The sequence below is a fragment of the Nocardioides terrigena genome, assembly GCF_003047265.1.
Lineage (GTDB): Bacteria > Actinomycetota > Actinomycetes > Propionibacteriales > Nocardioidaceae > Nocardioides > Nocardioides terrigena.
Map to the genome: position 1 here is coordinate 94,987 of NZ_PZYY01000012.1, position 18,616 is coordinate 113,602.

18 protein-coding genes are annotated in these 18,616 nt (G+C 72.8%); 11 read left to right on the top strand and 7 right to left on the bottom strand.

The window, feature by feature from the left end; genetic code table 11:
* Together DAE25_RS20775 and DAE25_RS20780 are read left to right on the top strand one after the other, a co-directional pair.
* Positions 1–1,155: an acyl-CoA dehydrogenase family protein gene (locus DAE25_RS20775; RefSeq protein ID WP_107768026.1), complete on the top strand. Its 1,155-nt coding sequence runs from the start codon at positions 1–3 to the stop codon at positions 1,153–1,155.
* Positions 1,155–2,306: an acyl-CoA dehydrogenase family protein gene (locus DAE25_RS20780; protein ID WP_107768027.1), complete on the top strand. Its 1,152-nt coding sequence runs from the start codon at positions 1,155–1,157 to the stop codon at positions 2,304–2,306. The genes DAE25_RS20775 and DAE25_RS20780 overlap by 1 nt, the downstream gene beginning before the upstream one ends.
* 28 nt (positions 2,307–2,334) lie before the next feature.
* Here the strand turns inward: DAE25_RS20780 and DAE25_RS20785 are convergent, their stop codons facing one another.
* Positions 2,335–3,570: a PucR family transcriptional regulator gene (locus DAE25_RS20785; protein ID WP_107768028.1), complete on the bottom strand. Its 1,236-nt coding sequence runs from the start codon at positions 3,568–3,570 to the stop codon at positions 2,335–2,337.
* A gap of 148 nt (positions 3,571–3,718) precedes the next feature.
* On the opposite strand from DAE25_RS20785, the gene DAE25_RS20790 reads away from it, so the two are divergent.
* Genes DAE25_RS20790 through DAE25_RS20810 form a run of 5 tightly spaced genes read left to right on the top strand, consistent with a single transcriptional unit; the run spans position 3,719 to position 8,494 of the window.
* Positions 3,719–4,480: an ABC transporter ATP-binding protein gene (locus DAE25_RS20790; RefSeq protein ID WP_234411177.1), complete on the top strand. Its 762-nt coding sequence runs from the start codon at positions 3,719–3,721 to the stop codon at positions 4,478–4,480.
* Positions 4,480–5,184 carry an ABC transporter ATP-binding protein gene (locus DAE25_RS20795; protein ID WP_107768030.1) on the top strand — a complete coding sequence of 235 codons (705 nt, stop codon included), beginning with the start codon at positions 4,480–4,482 and terminating at the stop codon, positions 5,182–5,184. Before DAE25_RS20790 ends, DAE25_RS20795 begins: the two co-directional genes overlap by 1 nt.
* A 21-nt stretch (positions 5,185–5,205) precedes the next feature.
* Entirely contained in the window at positions 5,206–6,084 is an 879-nt protein-coding gene (locus DAE25_RS20800) for a branched-chain amino acid ABC transporter permease (protein ID WP_107768031.1), read from the top strand.
* Complete coding sequence (locus DAE25_RS20805) at positions 6,084–7,169, top strand: branched-chain amino acid ABC transporter permease (RefSeq protein ID WP_107768032.1); 1,086 nt, start codon at positions 6,084–6,086, stop codon at positions 7,167–7,169. The genes DAE25_RS20800 and DAE25_RS20805 overlap by 1 nt, the downstream gene beginning before the upstream one ends.
* Positions 7,166–8,494 carry an ABC transporter substrate-binding protein gene (locus tag DAE25_RS20810; RefSeq protein ID WP_107768033.1) on the top strand — a complete coding sequence of 443 codons (1,329 nt, stop codon included), beginning with the start codon at positions 7,166–7,168 and terminating at the stop codon, positions 8,492–8,494. Before DAE25_RS20805 ends, DAE25_RS20810 begins: the two co-directional genes overlap by 4 nt.
* 19 nt (positions 8,495–8,513) lie before the next feature.
* Here DAE25_RS20810 and DAE25_RS20815 read toward each other — a convergent pair whose 3' ends face one another.
* Positions 8,514–9,539, bottom strand: a complete 1,026-nt coding sequence (locus DAE25_RS20815) for a GNAT family N-acetyltransferase (protein WP_107768034.1) — start codon at positions 9,537–9,539, stop codon at positions 8,514–8,516.
* Positions 9,536–11,230, bottom strand: a complete 1,695-nt coding sequence (locus DAE25_RS20820; RefSeq protein ID WP_107768048.1) for an ABC-F family ATP-binding cassette domain-containing protein — start codon at positions 11,228–11,230, stop codon at positions 9,536–9,538. Before DAE25_RS20820 ends, DAE25_RS20815 begins: the two co-directional genes overlap by 4 nt.
* A 96-nt stretch (positions 11,231–11,326) precedes the next feature.
* Here DAE25_RS20820 and DAE25_RS20825 point away from each other — a divergent pair, with 96 nt between their 5' ends.
* Positions 11,327–12,586 carry an Nramp family divalent metal transporter gene (locus DAE25_RS20825; protein ID WP_107768035.1) on the top strand — a complete coding sequence of 420 codons (1,260 nt, stop codon included), beginning with the start codon at positions 11,327–11,329 and terminating at the stop codon, positions 12,584–12,586.
* A 25-nt stretch (positions 12,587–12,611) separates the two neighbouring features.
* Here the strand turns inward: DAE25_RS20825 and DAE25_RS20830 are convergent, their stop codons facing one another.
* Together DAE25_RS20830 and mgrA are read right to left on the bottom strand one after the other, a co-directional pair.
* On the bottom strand, positions 12,612–13,985 hold the full coding sequence (locus DAE25_RS20830; RefSeq protein ID WP_107768036.1) for an FAD-dependent oxidoreductase: 1,374 nt from the start codon (positions 13,983–13,985) through the stop codon (positions 12,612–12,614).
* The gene (mgrA, locus tag DAE25_RS20835; RefSeq protein WP_107768037.1) at positions 13,982–15,007 is read right to left on the bottom strand and encodes an L-glyceraldehyde 3-phosphate reductase; all 1,026 of its coding nucleotides are present in this window, start codon (positions 15,005–15,007) and stop codon (positions 13,982–13,984) included. The genes DAE25_RS20830 and mgrA overlap by 4 nt, the downstream gene beginning before the upstream one ends.
* A 48-nt stretch (positions 15,008–15,055) precedes the next feature.
* Between mgrA and DAE25_RS20840 the strand changes: the two genes are divergently transcribed.
* The 3 genes from DAE25_RS20840 (at position 15,056) to DAE25_RS20850 (ending at position 17,031) form a co-directional block, all read left to right on the top strand.
* Positions 15,056–15,835: a sortase domain-containing protein gene (locus tag DAE25_RS20840; protein ID WP_107768038.1), complete on the top strand. Its 780-nt coding sequence runs from the start codon at positions 15,056–15,058 to the stop codon at positions 15,833–15,835.
* Between the two features lie 84 nt (positions 15,836–15,919).
* Positions 15,920–16,597 (top strand): isochorismatase family cysteine hydrolase, encoded by a 678-nt coding sequence (locus DAE25_RS20845; RefSeq protein WP_107768039.1) that lies wholly within the window; start codon positions 15,920–15,922, stop codon positions 16,595–16,597.
* A gap of 152 nt (positions 16,598–16,749) precedes the next feature.
* A complete protein-coding gene (locus DAE25_RS20850; protein ID WP_107768040.1) occupies positions 16,750–17,031 on the top strand; it encodes a hypothetical protein in 282 nt (93 codons plus the stop codon).
* Between the two features lie 51 nt (positions 17,032–17,082).
* Here DAE25_RS20850 and DAE25_RS20855 read toward each other — a convergent pair whose 3' ends face one another.
* Complete coding sequence (locus DAE25_RS20855; RefSeq protein WP_107768041.1) at positions 17,083–17,688, bottom strand: class I SAM-dependent methyltransferase; 606 nt, start codon at positions 17,686–17,688, stop codon at positions 17,083–17,085.
* The gene (gene truA / locus DAE25_RS20860) at positions 17,681–18,517 is read right to left on the bottom strand and encodes a tRNA pseudouridine(38-40) synthase TruA (RefSeq protein ID WP_107768042.1); all 837 of its coding nucleotides are present in this window, start codon (positions 18,515–18,517) and stop codon (positions 17,681–17,683) included. Before truA ends, DAE25_RS20855 begins: the two co-directional genes overlap by 8 nt.
* Positions 18,518–18,616: the final 99 nt, after the last annotated feature.

An 18,616-nucleotide genomic window follows, 5' to 3' on the forward strand; every position in this document is an offset into this window, starting at 1 on the left:
ATGGACTTCACGTACGACGACGAGCAGCAGGCCCTGCGCGATGCCGTCCGCGGCCTGCTGGACAAGCAGTACGGCGACTACGAGGTCCGCCGCCGCACCACCGCGGCGGACCCCGGCTTCGACGAGGACCTCTGGGGCCGGCTGGCCGAGATGGGCGTCCTCGGCCTGCCCTTCGCCGAGAGCGACGGCGGCGTGGGCGCGGGTCCGGTCGAGATCGGCATCGTGTGCCGCGAGCTCGGCCGGGTGCTCGCCCCCGAGCCCTACCTCACCGGCGTGGTGCTGGCCGGCGGCCTGGTGTCCGCCGCCGGCACCCCCGAGCAGCGGGCCGAGGTCCTCGGAGCGGTCGCGGCCGGCGAGCGGGTGCTCGCCGTCGCCCACGACGAGACCGACGGCCCGCGCTGGGCGACCGACGCCCCCGGCACCACCGCGACGCAGGCCGGCGACGGCTGGACCCTCACCGGCACCAAGGACCCCGTCCTCCACGGCGCGCGCGCCGACCAGGTCGTCGTCACCGCCACGCTGCCCGAGGGCGGCACCGGCCTCTTCCTCGTCGACCCCGCGGCGGCCGGCGACACGCTCGACCGCACCGGCTACCCGACGTACGACGGGGGGCGCGCCGCGCGGATCGTCCTCGACGCCACTCCCGCCGTGCTGCTGGGCGACACCGCGACCGACCGGTCCGCGACCCTGGCCACGATGCTCGACCTCACCCGGGTGATGGCGGCCAACCAGGCGCTCGGGGTGATGCAGGCGCAGCTGGCGGCCACGACGTCGTACCTCACCAGCCGCAAGCAGTTCGGCGTCACGCTCAACACGTTCCAGGCGCTGACCTTCCGGGCCGCGGACATGTACGTCTCGCTCGAGCTGACGCACAGCGTCGTCGACTGGGCCACGATGGTCATCGCCACCGGCGACCGGGACCGGCTCACCGAGGCGGCCGCCCGGTGCGCCCTGCAGACCAGCCGGGCGTCGCGGCACATCGGGCAGGAGACCATCCAGCTGCACGGAGGCATCGCGATGACGGCCGAGTACTCCGTCGGCACCGCCACCGCCCACCTGACCGTGCTCGACCACCTCTTCGGCGACGGCGACCACCACCTCGGCACCCTCGCCGCGGGCGTCACCGACCACGACACCCTGGAGGCACTGGGCTGATGGACCTCTCCCTCTCCGACGAGCAGCAGGCCTTCCGCGACCTGGCGCGCACCTTCCTCGACAACGAGGCGGTCCCGCACCGCACCCGGTGGGACCGCGACGAGGCCGTCGACCTCGCGATCGTGCCCAAGATGGCCGAGATCGGCTTCTTCGGCCTGACCATCCCCGAGGAGTACGGCGGCCTGGGCGGCGACTACGTCACCTACGCGCTGGCCATGGAGGAGCTCGGCCGGGCCGATTCCGCCCTGCGCGGCATCGTGTCGGTCAGCAGCGGCCTGGTGGGCAAGTCGATCCTGTTCTTCGGCTCCGAGGAGCAGAAGCAGGAGTGGCTCCCCCAGCTGGCCACGGCGAGCAGGCTGGGATGCTTCGGGCTGACCGAGCCCGACACCGGGTCCGACGCCGGCAACCTCACCTCGCGGGCGACCCGCGACGGTGACGACTGGGTGATCAACGGGCAGAAGCTCTTCATCACCAACGGCACCTGGGCCGACGTGGCCCTCGTCTTCGCCAGGACCAGCGACGACGGGCCGCGCGGTGTCACGGCGTTCCTCGTCCCCACCGACACCCCCGGCTTCGAGGCCCGCGAGATCAAGGGCAAGCTCGGCCTGCGCGGCCAGGCGACCGCGGAGCTCTTCCTCGCCGACGTCCGCGTCCCGGCCTCGGCCGTGCTGGGCGAGGTCGGCCAGGGCTTCAAGATCGCCATGAGCACCCTCGACAAGGGCAGGCTCGCGGTCGCCGCCGGCTGCGTGGGCATCGTGCAGGGCTGCCTGGAGACGTCCGTGGAGTACGCCACCAGTCGCATGCAGTTCGGCAGGCCGATCGCGGGCTTCCAGCTCGTGCAGGACATGATCGCCGACATCTCGGTGGACGCTGACGCGGCACGGCTGCTGGTCTGGCGCTGCGCCGACCTCGTCGACCGGGGCGAGCCGTTCGGCACCGCGGCGTCCAAGGCCAAGCTCTTCGCGTCCGAGGCCGCGGTCCGCGCCGCCAACAACGCGATCCAGGTGCACGGCGGGGCCGGGTACGTCGACGACTACCCCGCCGCCAAGTACCTCCGCGACGCCCGGGTGATGACCCTCTACGAAGGCACCTCGCAGATCCAGAAGCTGCTCATCGGGCGGGCCGAGACGGGCATCAGCGCGTTCGTCTGAGCCTGCGTCACGCCGCGTGCGCGGTGCCTCACGCCGCGTGCGCGGTGACCGCCAGCCAGAGCAGCATCTTGTCGCGCGGCTCGGTGAGCTGGCGTCCGGTGAGGCGCTCGATCTGCTTCAGGCGGTAGATCACCGTGTTGCGGTGGCAGTAGAGCTCCTCGGCCGCGTGGGTCGGGGAGCCGTCGTGGGCGAGCAGGGCGCGCAGCGTGGTCAGCAGGGTGTCCGCCTGGGGGTGGGCGAGGAGGTCGCCGAACGCCTCGGCGACCAGCAACGGGGTCACGTGGGAGTCACCGGCCAGGAGCACCTCCGGCAGCCGGTCGGTGACGCCGACCGCCCCGGCCTGCCCGGACGGCAGTGTCTCGGCCGCCCGCAGGGCGAGCTGGAACGCGGTGCCGAAGCCCGCCAGGCCGCCGGCACTCCCGGCGACGGCGACCCGCCCGGCCGCCACCGGCGCGAGCAGCTCGACCAGGACCGCCTCGTCGGGCAGGGCGCCGGAGACCAGCCCGTACGCGACGCCCGAGCGGACGTGCCAGTGGGAGACCAGGCCCTGCCGGTCGAGCCGGTCCTCGACCGGACCGACCACGTCGGCCCCCTCGCCGTCGGCGAGCACCACCACGCAGGAGACCGCGTGGTCCGGAGCGACGCCGAGGGCCGCCCTTGCCCCGGCGGCGTACGACGGGTCGCCTCCCCGACCGTCGACCAGGCCGTCGAGGACGGTCTGCTGGCGCTGCTGGTCGCGGCGCTGCACCCGGTCCCGCTCGCGGTGGTAGGCCTCGATGAGCACGGCGTTCTGGACGTCGAGGTTGGCCCACACCCCGCGGGCGGCGCCCAGCAGGTCGGCGTCGGGCACGTGCTCGTGTGACATCGCGGTCTCGGTGAGCGCCTCCCACAGCACCCGCGCGCCCATCGTGTAGGCGTTGAGGACCAGCTCCAGGGGCACGCCCTGCCGGGCGCGGCGCCTCCCGGTCTCCCGCCACAGCTCGACGGCCGTGGCGGTGTCCGTGCTGACGCCGGAGAGGTTCTGCAGCCCGCGGCGGATGTGCTCGCGGCAGCTGTGGCGCACGTCGTCGGGCAGGTGCGGGCTGATCGTGCGGTAGGCGTCGAGGTCCTTGGCCAGCAACCGCGACGAGATGACGTCGGCGATCTCGTCGGCCCGGTGCAGCACCAGTCGCCAGGCCCTGGCCACGGCGTCGGGCTCCGGGTCGGTCCACGAGGCGGCGGTCACGTGCGCGCGCTCGCTCGCACTCTCGCTGGCCCGGGACACGCCGCCACCGTGTCACTCCCTGCACACAGAGCGCCAGCGGGAAAGACATTTCCGCCGCGGATCTTGTGCAGTCCGCCCAATGTGCTCGGCGCCCATGGTGGCCAGAGTGGTGCGCATCACATCTCGGACCCGGAGGTCAGACGCGCTCGTGACCGAACTCCAGCTCAGCGGCATCACCGTCACCTTCGGCGGGCTCACCGCCCTCCAGGACGTCGGCCTCACGGTCGGCCCGCGCCAGGTGCACGGGGTCATCGGCCCCAACGGTGCCGGGAAGACCACCCTCTTCAACGTCGCGTGCGGCTTCGTGCAGCCCGACAGCGGCGACGTCGTACGACGCGGGGAGCGGGTCGAGGGCCTGCGCCCGCGCGACCTCCCCCGCCTCGGCATGGCCCGCACCCTCCAGGGGCTCGGTCTCTTCGACCGGATGACGGTGCTCGACAACGTCATGGTCGGCGCCGACCACCACGCCCGCTCGGGCTTCCTCGGCTCCCTGCTGGCCCTGCCCCGGGCCGGCGCGGACGAGCGGGTGCTGCGCGACCGGGCCCACCGGGTGCTCGACGACCTCGGCGTCGCGTCGTACGCCGACCGCTACCCGCCGAGCCTGCCCTACCCCATCCGCAAGCGGGTGGCGCTGGCGCGGGCGCTGGTCTCCGAGCCCGACCTGCTGCTCCTCGACGAGCCCGCCAGCGGGCTGTCGGCCGGTGAGATGGAGGAGCTCGGCGACCTGGTGCGCGCGCTCACCGAGCAGATGTCGGTCCTCCTCGTCGAGCACCACATGGACCTGGTGATGCGGGTCTGCGACGAGATCACCGTCCTCGACTTCGGCAGGGTCATCGCCCACGGCACCCCCGACGAGGTCCAGGGCGACCCCGCGGTGCTCGCGGCCTACCTCGGCGAGGACGTGCACTGATGCTGACCCTCACCTCCCTGACCGCGGGCTACGGCCCGGTCACCGCGCTCGAGGACGTCTCGCTCACCGCCCGCAAGGGCGAGATCACGGCCGTCCTCGGTGCCAACGGCGCCGGCAAGACCACCCTCCTGCGCACCGTCTCGGGCCTGCACCGCGCCCGCAGCGGCGCCATCGACTTCGACGGCACCCGGCTCGAGTCGGTGGCAGCCGAGAAGATGCCCCGCCTCGGCCTGGCCCACGTCCCCGAGGGACGCGGGGTCATCACCGAGCTGACCGTCGAGGAGAACCTCCGCCTCGGTGGCCTCGGCCGCGGCGGCCGCGTGTCGGCCTCCGACCTCGAGCGGGTCAACGACCTCTTCCCGATCCTCGGCGACCGCAACGCCGCCCTGGCCAGCACCCTGTCGGGCGGGGAGCGGCAGATGCTCGTCATCGGACGGGCGCTGATGGCCCGGCCGACGATGCTGCTGCTCGACGAGCCCTCCCTCGGGCTGGCCCCGCGGATCGTCGCGCAGATCTTCGGCCTGGTGCGCACCCTCGTGCGCGACGAGGGGCTCAGCGTGCTGCTCGTCGAGCAGAACGCCCGCAGCGCCCTCTCCGTCGCCGACCACGGCGTCGTGCTCAACCTCGGACGCGTCGTCGCCGACGCCCCTGCCGACGAGCTGGCCGGGGACGACCAGCTCCGCCACGCCTACCTCGGATTCTGAACCCCGACCAGGAGCCTCCCTGTGCAGCAGTTCTTCAACACCGCCCTCACCGGCCTGACCCTCGGGATGGTCTACGCCGCGTTCGCCCTCGCCCTGGTGCTGATCTGGCGCTCGACCCGGATCGTCAACTTCGCCCAGGCCCCGATGGCGATGCTCACCACGTTCGTCGCGCTGGTCGTGATCGACGCCGGTTACAGCTACTGGCTCGGCTTCGTCGCCGCGCTGGTCTCCGGCCTCGTCCTCGGCGCCGTGATCGAGCGGGTGGTCATCCGACCGGTCGAGGGCAAGGCCGAGATCAACGCCGTGATCCTCACCCTGGGCCTCTTCATCGTCCTGCACGGCCTGGCGGCGGTGATCTTCGGCAACCGCTACCGGTCCTTCCCCGCCCCCTTCGGCCTCGAGGGGCTGACCGTCGGGGGCACCACCATCGCCCTCAACGGCTTCGGCGTCTTCACGATCGTCTCCGTCCTCGTGGTGATGGGCCTGCTGGTGGCGCTCTTCCGCTACACCGACGTGGGGCTGCGGATGCGCGCGTCGGCCTTCAACCAGGAGGTCGCGAGGCTGCTCGGCGTCAAGGTCGGCGCCATGCTCACCCTCGGCTGGGCGCTGGCCTCGGTGGTCGGCTCGCTGGCCGGCCTGCTGATCGCCGGTGGCAGCCTGGTCCACCCGTCGTACATGGACTCGGTCGTGGTCTTCGGCTTCGTCGCCGCCGTGCTCGGCGGCCTCGACAGCCCGCTGGGCGCGGTGGTCGGCGGCCTCATCCTGGGCGTCTCGCTGAGCTTCGTGAGCGGGTACGTCGGCAGCCAGCTCGTCGCCCTGGCGGCGCTGGTGATCCTGATGCTCGTCCTCACCCTCAAGCCCGGCGGCCTCTTCGCCCAGGCGCCGGAGCGGAGGGTCTGATGCGCGACCGGATCGTGTCCCTGCGCCGGCACGTGCTCGCCCGGCACCTGTTCCTGGCACTGGTCGGCCTCCTGGTCGTGGTCGTGGTGGTCGAGAGCGTCTCCGACTACCGCAACACCCAGCTCGCATCGATGGCCTACCTCGGCATCGCCGCCGGCGGACTGACCGTGCTCACCGGCATCAACGGCCAGATCTCGCTGGGGCACGGCGCGCTGATGGCCATCGGCGCCTACACCTCGGCGCTCCTGCTGCCGGACCGCGACGCCACCGTGCCGCTGACCGTGGTCGTCCTCGCCGCGGTGGCCGTCACCCTCGTCGTCGGCGCCGCCGTCGGGCTGGCCGCCGCCCGCCTGCACGGCCCCTACCTCGCCGGCGCGACCCTGGCCCTCGCGGTTGCGGTGCCGGGCATCGCGCTCTACTTCAAGGAGACCCTCGGCGGCGAGCAGGGCCTGCGCGTCGTGATGCCCGACATCCCGGTGTGGGTGCTCGACGCGGTGTTCTTCGTGACCGGCCAGGACCTCACCCGCTCGCGCTTCACGGCGTACGTCGGGTGGCTGACGCTGATCGTCGTCTTCCTGCTCCTCGCCAACCTCAGCGCCGGCCGCACCGGTCGCCGCTGGCGCGCCGTGCGCGACGACGAGGTCTCCGCGGAGCTGGCCGGCATCGACCTGGGTCGTGCCCGCGTCTCGGCCTTCATGGTGAGCGCCGCCGCGGCCGGCGCGGCGGGCGCGATCCTGGCGTTCACGGTCAAGCTGGCGGCCCCGAGCGCGTTCACCCTGACGCTCAGCCTCACCCTCCTCGCCGCGATCGTGCTCGGCGGGCTCGGCAGCCTCGCCGGCGCGCTCATCGGCGCCGCCCTGCTCACCTTCCTGCCCAGCGTGGTCACCGACATCGGCCGCAACGCCGGGCTGAGCGACATCCAGGCCGCCGAGCTCGCCCCGCTGGTCTACGGGCTGGTGATGGTCGCCGTGATCCTGCTCGCCCCCACCGGCATCGTCGGGTCGCTGCGCAGCGGCCTCCAGCGGGCCCGGTCCCGCCGTCGTACGACATCCCCCACCACCACATCGAAGGGAACAGCATCATGACGAGACACATCCGGGGTGGCGGCCCCTTGGTCGCCGCCCTCGCCGCGGCCCTGGCCCTCACGGCGTGCGGAGCGGGCGGACGCGACAGCTCCGACGGCGAGGCGGCCGTGGCCGACCCCGGCGTCACCGACGACACCGTGACGATCGGTGGCACGTTCCCGCTGACCGGCGTCGCGGCCCCCGGCTACTCCGAGATCCCGACGGGCGCGAAGGCCTACTTCGACTACGTCAACGAGCAGGGCGGCATCCACGGCCGCCAGATCGAGTACATCGTCAAGGACGACGGCTACAACCCGACGACCACCAGCACGGTCACCAACGAGCTGGTGCTCAAGGACGAGGTCTTCGCCACCGTCGGCTCGCTGGGCACGCCGACCCAGGCCTCGGTCGCCGACTACCTCAACGACGAGGGCGTCCCCCAGCTGATGGTCTCCTCGGGCTCGCTCCAGTGGGGCGACGACGTCGAGAACCGGCCGCTGACCTTCGGATGGCAGCCCGACTACGAGTCGGAGGGCAAGATCATCGGCCAGTGGGTCGCCGAGAACATGCCCGACGCCAAGGTCGGCCTCTTCCTGCAGGACGACGACCTGGGTGAGGACGCGGAGAAGGGCGTGCGCCAGTTCGTCGACGACCAGATCGTCGCGGTCGAGCGCTACACCTCCGGCAACACCGACGTCGCGCCTCAGGTCTCCGGGCTCCAGGCCAAGGACGCCGACCTGGTGCTGGCGTTCAACACCCCGTCCTACACCGCGCTCAGCCAGCTGGTCGCGCTCAAGACCGGCTACAAGCCGCAGTGGTTCTACGCCAACATCGGCTCCGACCCGGCGCTGGTCGGCTCGCTGCTGGAGCGCTTCTCCGAGGGTGCCGTGGCCGGCAGCTCCGCGGCGCTCGACGGCGTGATGACCACCGAGTACATCCCCGGCATCGACAGCGCCGACGACCCGTGGGTCGAGCTGTGGCAGCAGGTGTGGGACGAGCACGGTGACGACGGCGAGCTCACCAACTACCGCATCTACGGCATGTCCCAGGCCTACGCGTTCGTGCAGGCGCTCGAGGCGGCCGGTGAGGACCTCACCCGCGACGGCCTCGTCGAGGCCATCGAGGAGGGTGGCACCGAGTGGGAGGGCCCCCAGCTGGCGCCGTTCCGCTACAGCGCGGACAGCCACATGGGCATCTCCGGCATGCGGGTCGTCGAGCTCGAGGGCGGCGTGGGCGAGCCGCTCACCGACGTGCTGGTGACCGACATCGGCGACGCCGAGATCACCACGGACGACTCCGGCCAGGCCGACGACGCTCCCCCGGAGGGCGGCGTCCCGACCAGCTGAACCCGACCCGGCTCGGGGCTCAGTCCAGGCGCTTCTGGAAGTCCCCGAGCCGGGCCACCGGCACGAAGCCCATCGCCTCGTTGACGCCGACCATGTGCGCGTTGACCTCGGCGTTGTAGGTCGTCAGCCGGCGCACGTCCGGGCGCTCGCGCTCGAGCAGGCGCAGGTTGGCGACCTTGACCGCCACCCCCAGCCGGTGGCCGCGGTGGTCGCTCCGCACCAGGGTCCCCCACTGGTAGGCCCGCCCCGGCTCGTGGACCGTGGTCGCCAGGTCGGTGTAGGCGACCACGACGCCGTCGGCGTCGAGGGCCACGGTGTTGTACTTCGTGCGGCCCTGCCGCTCGATCGTCGCCTCGCGCTCGCGGACCGCCTCGGTGCTGACCGCCTCGGGCTCGAGCTCGAGGTCGCCCGTCGGCGCCTCCGTCGCCAGGCTCGACGTCAGCTCGGCCCACCCGTGGAGCAGGTCGTCGGGGACCGGCCCCACCCACGACCTCAGCGTGTACGCCGCGTGGGCACGCGCCGCCTCCTCGGCCAGGCGGTCCAGGACCCCGGCCGCCACCGGGAGCGTGAGCTCGCGCTGCACCTCCGACAGCGCGAGCGACCAGCCGCGGGCGGCCGCGAAGGACGGCCCGGACGCGCCCGCCCCGTCGGATCCCGCGGCGTACGGCCAGGAGGCGAGGCCGGTGAGCACCCGTCGCCCCCGCTCGGCGGCGACACCCTCGAGGTGCCGCAGCATGGCCGAGCCGTGCCCGCGGCGCCGGTGGTCGGGCAGGACGTGCACCGTCATCTCGGCCAGCTCCGGGTTGTCCAGCAGCGGGGTGCGCATCCAGCCGCTGGCCACCGTCTCGCCGGCGACGAGGCCCGACCACCCACCGGACCACGAGTGCGATCCCCGGTCCTGCATCAGGGCCCGGACCTCCTCGAGCTGCCACACCGCGGCGACGTCTCCGAGCTCGTGCCGCTCGGCTGCGGCGTACACGTGGTGCCACGCGTCGAGCGCGGCGTCGTCGGCCGGGTCGAGCTCCCGGATCTCCAGCTCCCTCATCGCGACCGGGCCACCCGGCCCTCGTCCCAGACCGGCCCGTCGGACTCGTAGACCTCGCCGTCGGCGCCGTAGACCAGGAACCGGTCGAAGCCCCGGGCGAACCACCGGTCGTGGGTGACCGCGAGCACCGTGCCGTCGAAGGCGTCGAGGCCGGCCTCCAGGGCCTCGGCGCTCTGCACGTCGAGGTTGTCGGTGGGCTCGTCGAGGAGCAGCAGGGTCGCTCCGCTCAGCTCGAGCAGCAGGATCTGGAAGCGCGCCTGCTGGCCCCCCGAGAGCGACTCGAATGTCTGCTCCCCGGCGTGGGCGAGCTCGTAGCGGTCGAGCACCCGGCTCGCCTGCTCGCGGCCCATCCCGGCGCGGCCCTGCCCGGCGGGCTGGCCGTCCCCACGGTGCAGGACCTCCAGCAGCGTCTTGCCGCGCAGCTCGGGGTGGTCGTGGGTCTGCACGAACCACCCGGGACGCACCCGGGCGCCCAGCTTGGCCTTGCCGGTGTGCGGCACCGGTGCGGGCGGCTCCCCCACCGGGCGGTGCTCCACGTCGGGGTCGCTGCCCCCGGCCGCCAGCAGCCGCAGGAAGTGCGACTTGCCGGAGCCGTTGGACCCCAGGACGGCGACGCGCTCGCCGTACCAGACCTCGAGGTCGAAAGGCTTCATCAGCCCGGTGAGCTCGAGGTCGGTGCACACGACGGCGCGCTTGCCGGTGCGACCGCCCTTGAGGCGCATCGACACCTGCTGCTCGCGCGGCTGCTCGGTCGGCGGCCCGGCCTCCTCGAACTTGCGCAGCCGCGTCTGGGCGGCGCGGTACTGCGAGGACATGCCGTCGTTGTACTCGGACTTGATCTTGAGCCGCAGCACGAGCGCCTTGATCTTGGCGTGCTCCTCGTCCCAGCGGCGGCGCTGCTCCTCGAAGCGCAGGAAGCGGTCCTCGCGGGCCTCGTGGTAGCTCGCGAACCCGCCCGGGTGCGTCCAGACCAGGTTGCCGGCCGCGCCCAGCTCGACGGTCACGATCCGGGTCGCGGTGTTGGCCAGCAGCTCGCGGTCGTGGCTGATGAACAGGATCGTCTTGGCCGACTCGCGGATGCGCTGCTCGAGCCAGATCTTGCCCGGCACGTCGAGGTAGTTGTCGGGCTCGTCGAGCAGCAGCACCTCGTCGGGGCCGCGCAGGAGGTACTCCAGCACCAGCCGCTTCTGCTCACCGCCGGAGAGGGTCGAGAGCGAGCGGTGCCGGGCCCGGTCGTAGGGCAGGCCCATCGATGCGACGGTGCACGTGTCCCAGGTGACCTCGAGGTCGTAGCCACCCGCGTCGGCGTACTCCGACAGCGCCTCGGCGTAGCGCATCTGCGTCGCCTCGTCGTCGGTCTCCATGAGCGCGAGCTCGCACTCGTCGACCGCGCGCGAGGCCGCCTGCACCCGCGGCGGGGCGACGCTGAGGAGCAGGTCGGCGACCGTCTCGTCGATCCCCCCGTGGCCGACGAACTGGCGCATGACGCCCAGCCCGCCGGAGCGGGTGACCGCGCCCGCGTGCGGGACGAGGTCGCCGGTCACGATCCGCAGCAGGGTCGTCTTGCCGGCGCCGTTGGCGCCGACCAGCGCGACCTTGGCCCCGTCACCGACCCGGAAGTCGACGTCGTCGAGAAGTACTCGTCCGTCGGGCAGCTCGTAGCGCACTCCCGACACATCCACATGTCCCACGCCGGCCATTGTCCGTGACGCGCGGGCCTGCGGCCACGCGTTAAATCCGGCGGGCGGCGTGTCGGAAGTGGTCTGGACCACTTTAGGGTGGTGCGCATGTCCGTCCAGAACGAACCCACCACGTCCACCGTCCCCAAGTGGCGCGTCATCGGTCCCGGCCTCGTCGTCGCCGCCACCGGCGTCGGCGCGGCCGACCTCGTCGCCACCCTGATCGCCGGTCAGAAGTTCGGCTACACGCTCCTGTGGTGCGTGGTCGTGGGCTGCCTGATGAAGATCGTCCTGGTCGAGGGGGCGGGTCGCTACTCCCTCTCCACCGGCCGCACGATCTTCGAGGGCTGGCGCTCGCTGGGCATCTGGACGACGTGGTACTTCGCCCCCTACATCGTCATCTGGGGCTTCGTGTACGGCGCCGCGGCGATGGCCGGCACCGGGCTCGCGCTCGCCGGGCTCACCGGGGTCCTGTCGGTCACGTGGTGGGGCATCCTCTCCGGTCTCATCGGCCTGGCCCTGGTGTGGAGCGGTCGCTACAGCACGTTCGAGAAGGTGCTGGCCGCCCTGGTCGGGCTGATGTTCGTCACCATGGTCGGCGCCGCGCTCCTGACCACGCCCAACATCCCCGAGCTGCTCACCGGGCTCGCCCCGCGCATCCCCGACGGCGGGCTGGTCAACACCCTGGCCCTGGCCGGCGGCGTCGGCGGCACCATCACCCTCGCGGCGTACGGCTACTGGCTGCGCGAGAAGGGCTGGTCCTCGCCGTCCTACATGCGGGTCATGCGCATCGACAACACGGTCGCCTACGTCGTGACCGGCATCTTCGTGCTCGCCACCCTCGTCGTCGGCGCCGAGCTCCTCTACTCCACCAGCGTGGCGATCGAGCAGGGCGACGCCGGTCTGGTCGACCTGGCCGTGGTGCTCCAGGACCGGTACGGCGAGTGGGCCGGCAAGGTGTTCCTCATCGGGTTCTGGGCGGCCGCGATGTCGTCGCTCGTCGGTGTGTGGAACGGCGTGAGCCTGATGTTCGCCGACTTCATGACCAACGTCCGCGGCGGCACGAGCGAGGACGCGGACGCCCGCGCCGGCGGCAAGTGGTACAAGGCCTACATCCTGTGGCTGACCTTCCCGCCCATGGCGATGCTGTTCCTCGGCAAGCCGGTCTGGCTGATCCTCGCCTACGGCGTGCTGGGCGCGTTCTTCATGCCGTTCCTCGCAGTCACGCTGCTGTGGCTGCTCAACACCGACCGCACGCCGGTCGAGTGGCGCAACAAGCTCCACTCCAACGTGCTGATGGCGATCATCGCGCTGGCCTTCGTCGCGCTGTGCGTCAACGAGGTGCGCAAGGCCGTCTCCGGCGTGTGACCCCCACGCGGGTGGCCCGGACGGCTCAGAACCGTTCGGCCACCCGCCGGGCGGCGATCTGCAGGACGTCCCACGCCGTCGAGAACGGCGGGGCGTAGGCGAGGTCCATCCAGGCCAGGTCGTCGACCGTGCCGCCGGCCCACAGGACCGCCGCCGCGGCGTCGACCCGCTTGCCCGCACCGCGACCGCCCACGACCTGCACGCCCAGCAGCCGCCGGGTGCCCCGGTCGGCCATCACCCACACGGCGATCGGATCGGCCTCGGGCATGTAACCGCTCGCGGTGCTCCCCTCGGTCACGAGGGCGACCGGGTCCAGCCCGGCGGCCTTGGCCTCCGCGCGACCCAGCCCGGTGCGGGCGATCTCGAGGTACTCCCCACCCGCGGCGAAGCGGGTGATCGAGGTGTCCACGACCCCCGGGAAGGACAGCGTCCCGCCCGCGAGCGAGTCGCCCAGCGCCCGTCCGTGCTTGGTGGCGTGGGTGCCCAGGGGCCGGAAGACCCAGCGGTCGTCGACGCGGCGGCGTACCTCGCAGCAGTCTCCGGCCGCCCACACGTGCTCGGCCACGCGTCCGTGCGGGTCCGGGCGCAGGGCGCCGTTGGCGGCGGTCTCCAGCCCCGAGCCGTCGAGGAAGGCGGTCCCGGGCCGCACCCCGATCGCCAGGACGACCAGGTCCGCGTCGCGGGTGCCGCCGTCCCAGTGCACCCCGGTGACCCGGTCGCCGTCGACCTCCAGGCCCGTCACCTCGGCGCCGAGCACGACCTCGGCCCCCGCGTCGCACAGCGCCACGGCCACCCGCTCGGACATCTCCTCCTCCAGCAGGGCCAGCCCGTGCCCGCGGGTCAGCACCGTCACCCCGAGGCCGCGGCGCAGCGCCGCCTCGGCGACCTCGACCCCGATGTAGCCCGCGCCCACGACCACCACGTGGGCGCCGTCGCCGGCGGCGTCGAAGCGGTCCAGCCACGCCGCGCCGTCGTCGAGCGTCTTGACCGGACCGACCGTGTCGTACGGCGTGCCGTCGGGGCGCAGCGCCCAGTCCGGCACGATCGCGGGCGCACCGGTCGCCACCACCAGCTCGTCGTAGTCCAGCACCTCCCCGCCCGCGGTCGTCACCGTGCGGGCCGCGAGGTCGGCGGAGACCGCCTCGGTGCCCAGCCTCAGGTCGATCCCGGCCGCGCGGTGCCGCTCGGCGGTCCGGGCGACGAGGTCGTCGCCGGAGTCGACGTCGCCGGCCATCCAGTAGGGGATCCCGCACGCGGAGTACGACGTGTGGGTGCTGCGCTCCAGGACGGTGATCGCGAGCTCGCGGCCGGTGCGCCGGGCGGTCCGCAGCGCCTGGTGCGCCGCGGACATGCCCGCCGCGTCGGCCCCGACGACGACCACGCGAGAGGGGGTGCTCATTCCTCGGTCTGCTTGGCCCACAGGTTGATGCCGGAGTCGACGGCGTGCCGGTCGATCGCGGCCAGCTCGTCGTCGGTCAGCGGCGGACCGTCGAGGGCGTCGAGGTTGGTGTCGAGCTGCTCGACGCTGCTCGCGCCGATCACCGCGCTGGTCACCCGCGGGTCGCGCAACGCCCACTGGAGCGCGAGCTGGGCGAGCTTCTGCCCGCGCTGCTCGGCGATCTCGTTGAGCGCCCGGACCCGGTCGAGCACGTCGTCCTCGAGGCCGGCCAGCGTGCTGTCGTCGCGGGCCGCGCGACTGTCCCCCGGGACGCCCTGGAGGTAGCGGTCGGTCAGGAGGCCCTGGGCGAGCGCGGTGAAGACGATGCAGCCCATCCCCTGCTCCTCGATCTCGTCGAGCAGGTCCCCCTCGATCCAGCGGTTGAGCATCGAGTAGGACGGCTGGTGGATGAGCAGCGGGGTGCCGAGCTCGCGGGCGATGGTCGCCGCCTCCCGCGTCTTGTCGGCGGAGTACGACGAGATCCCGACGTACAGGGCCCGTCCGCTGCGCACCGCGGTGTCGAGTGCCGTCATCGTCTCCTCGAGGGGCGTCTCGGGGTCGAAGCGGTGGCTGTAGAAGATGTCGACGTAGTCCAGGTCCATCCGGTCCAGCGACTGGTCGAGGCTGGCGAGCATGTACTTGCGACTGCCGCCGCCCTGGCCGTAGGGGCCGGGCCACATGTCGTAGCCGGCCTTGGTCGAGATGACGAGCTCGTCGCGGTAGGGCGCGAAGTCGTCGCGGAGGTAGCGGCCGAAGTTCTCCTCGGCGCGGCCGTAGGGCGGGCCGTAGTTGTTGGCCAGGTCGAAGTGCGTCACTCCGCGGTCGAACGCGCGCCGCAGGATCGCCCGCTGGGTCTCCTCGGAGCGGTCGGTCCCGAAGTTCTGCCACAGGCCCAGGCTCAGCGCCGGGAGCTTGAGCCCGCTCCGGCCGGTCGAGCGGTAGTCCATGGAGTCGTAGCGGTCCTCGGCTGCGTCGTACGTCATGGGTCCACTCTTGCAGGTGGACTTGTGCCCCGGGCCTAGCGTGGAGGGATGGCAGGCGTACGACGGGTGGTCGCGGTGGCGCTCGGCTGCGCGCTGGTCACCGGGTGCTCGTCGCCGTGGGCCACGCCGCCGCTGCCCGATCCGTCCGCCTCCCCTTCGACCGGGCCGTCCGCTGCATCCGGCGCCGAGCCGGCGGGGTCGAGGTCCTACTCACCTCCCCCGTGGGTGCTGCCGCGCACCCCGGCGCCCACCTCGCCGGCGCCCACGTCATCGACCACCTCCGAGCCGGCCACCGCGGACGCAGCTCCGGCCCCCGAGCCCCGCCGGGCGTACCTCACCGTCCCGCGGCTCGGCCTGCGGGACTTCCCGGTCGTGCGCTACCGCGGGTCGCCCGACGACGCTCCCGGCACGGAGATCCAGAACGACGGCGACCTCGCGTCGCCCCGCGGGCCGGGCGGCGGTGTGGCCGCAGGGGAGGTCGGCAACCACATCGTGACCGGGCACCGACTCTCCTCGACCGAGCCGTTCCGCTACCTGCCGTCCCTGCCGAGGGGCAGTCGGGTGCTGGTGCGGGTGGGCGACACCGTGCACGTCTACGAGGTACGCCGCACCCGCTGGACGTCCTTCCGCTCGCAGGAGTCGCTGGCCGCCCAGCGCGCCCCGGTGCCCGGTCGTCCCGGCGTCGAGGCGACCCGGCCGATGATCACCCTGTCGACCTGCGCCACCCTCGAGGACCACGCCGCGGGCAACTACTGGTCCGACGAGTTCGACAACCCCGAGCACCGGATCGACAAGATCGGCGTGCTCGTCGCCACGCGGCCCGCCTGATCGCCGTAGCACCGCTCACTCGGTGGTTGAGGTGCGAGCGAAGCGAGCCTCGAAACCCCCGCCGTCCGACGTACGCTCGCCCTCATGCCTGCCACCGACGTCGCCCTCCACGACTGGCTCGTCGAGGAGCGCGAGTACCTCCGCCACGAGCAGCGCCGCGGCCGCCGCTTCGCCTTCGAGTCCCTGGATCCGGCGCGCACCGCCCTGGTGGTCATCGACCTCGTGCCGTTCTTCGTCGAGGAGTCGGCCCACTGCCGCGGCATCGTCCCCCACGTCAACCTCCTTGCCGACGAGCTCCGCTCCGCCGGTGGCGTGGTGGCCTGGGTCGTGCCCGGCTACCGCGAGCCCACCGCCCGCGAGCGCGAGCACCTGGGCGACGAGGTCGCCGAGCGCTACGCCCGGTCGGGAGGTCCAGGCACTCCGGCCGAGCGCCTGTGGCCGGGGCTGTCGGTCGACGACGAGGACCTCGTCGCGGAGAAGACGGAGCGCAGCGCGTTCTTCCCCGGCAGCAGCGACCTGCCCGGCCTGCTGGCGGAGCGGGGCATCGACACGATCGTCATGACGGGCACGGTCACCAACGTCTGCGTCGAGGCCAGCGTCCGGGACGCCGCCACCCTCGACCTCCGGGTCATCCTCGTCGCCGACGCCTGCGCCGCCATGCGCGACCGGGACCACAACGCCACCCTGCACGTCGTGTACCGCTCGTACGGCGACGTGCGCCCCACCGCCGACGTCGTCGACCTGATCCGCGCCGGTCGCTGACCCCGGCCCCCGCATCGAGTGTGCGCAGAAGCACCACGCACGCCCACGGGCACGTGCTTCCACGCACAGTCGTCACCCCGCGGCGTACCCGCGCCCGTGCGTGCCGTGCCACGATGAACCCGTCCGCTCCACCCGACACGAACGGAACTCACATGGGCCTCATCTTCCCCGTCGCCGAGGACACCCCGGACGACAAGGACGCCGCGTTCGAAGACTTCGCGACCGACTGGTCGGACACCTGGATGGTGGAGGTCGACACCGACTTCGAGGACGAGGAGGCCGGCGACGTCGTCCGCCTCGGACCGATGACCGCCCAGGCCGCCTGGGACCTCGCGAGCGCGCTCGACGACAAGCGGTCGGACTGGACGATGATCATCCTGCCGCTCTTCTCCGACACCGACGTCGACGCGATCATCGAGCAGATCGAGTCCTGACCGAGTCCTGACCGGACCGGTCGACCACGTGCAGGTGCGCCCGGCGGCGGCTCAGCCCCGCCGGGCCTCCAGCACCCGGAAGCCCTTGGCCGACGCCAGCCGCGTCGTTGGGTAGCCCTGCTCCCCCAGCCACCGCTGCAGCGAGTCGGCACCGAGGTTCTTGCCGACGACCATCACCGCGCGCCCGCCCGGTGCGAGCCGGGGCAGCCACGTGAGCAGCAGCTCGTGCAGTGCCTCCTTGCCGATGCGGATCGGCGGGTTGGACCAGATCTCGTCGAACTGCATGTCCGAGGGGACGTCGGCCGCCCGGCAGGCGACGAAGTGGCCGCCCACGCCGAGCCCGGCGGCGTTCTCGTTGGCCAGCAGGATGGCCCGCTCGTTGACCTCGAGGCCGATCACCGAGGAGAGCGGGACGGCGGTGGCGATGGCCAGCCCGATGACGCCGTACCCGCAGCCGAGGTCGAGGAAGCGCCCGGCGACCGGCGGCTCCACCTCCCGGAAGAGCACGGCGGTCGCGTGGTCGAGGTGCCCCCGGCTGAACACCCCGGCACCACTCGTGAGCTCGAGCTCGTGCCCCCACACGGACGCGGTGAACGTCTCGCGCTCGAACGGCACGCTCGGGTCCGCGCTGAAGTAGTGGTCGTGGTCCTCAGTCATCCATGGCCTCCCTGGTGTTGCGGGCCCGTTCGGCCTGCGCGGCGAGCTCGGCCCCTTCCGGATAGCCGACCTCCTCCAGCGTCAGCCCGTGGGCGTGTACGACGGTCACGGCGGGGTTCCGGCGACGCCCCGCCAGCGTCTCGGCCGCCCACTCCGGGGGCCGGCGCCCGTCCCCGACGGCCAGCAGGCAGCCGACCAGGGAACGCACCATGCTGTGGCAGAACGCGTCGGCCACGACGCGCGCGACCGCGATCCCCGTCTCGTCCCGGGTCCACTCGAGCTCCATGAGGGTGCGGACCGTGGTGGCGCCCTCGCGTCGTCGGCAGAAGGACGCGAAGTCCCGCAGCCCGAGGAGCGCCCGGGACGCGGTGTTCATCGCATCGAGGTCCAGCTGCTTCGGCCACGCCAGCACGTGCGAGCGCACCAGCGGGTCCACCAGGACGGGGTCGTCGGCCACCCGGTAGGCGTAGCGCCGCCAGGTCGCCGAGAAGCGGGCGTCGAAACCCTCCGGAGCCTCGAGCGCGCGGCGTACGTGCACGTCGGGCGGCAGGATGCCGTTCAGCCGGCGGGCCAGCGCCTCCATCGGCGAGTCCCCCCTGCGCCCGGACGACCCGGTCAGGCTCTCGGGGGCGACGTCCAGGTGGACCACCTGCCCGCGGGCGTGGACCCCGGTGTCGGTGCGCCCGGCACACACGACGCGCGCCGCCGGGACCCGCAGCGCGGTGGCCAGCGCCTCCTCGAGCGTGCCCTGGACCGTCCGCAGCGACGGCTGGACGGCCCAGCCCTTGAAGTCGGTCCCGTCGTAGGACAGGTCGAGCCGGATGCGCACCCGACGATCCTAATGGGGACGTACCCGGTGGCTTTGGGCCATGGTGGTGCCTGAGTCCAGCCGGTGGGTGAGCACTCGTCGATCCCGATCCTTGAGGTC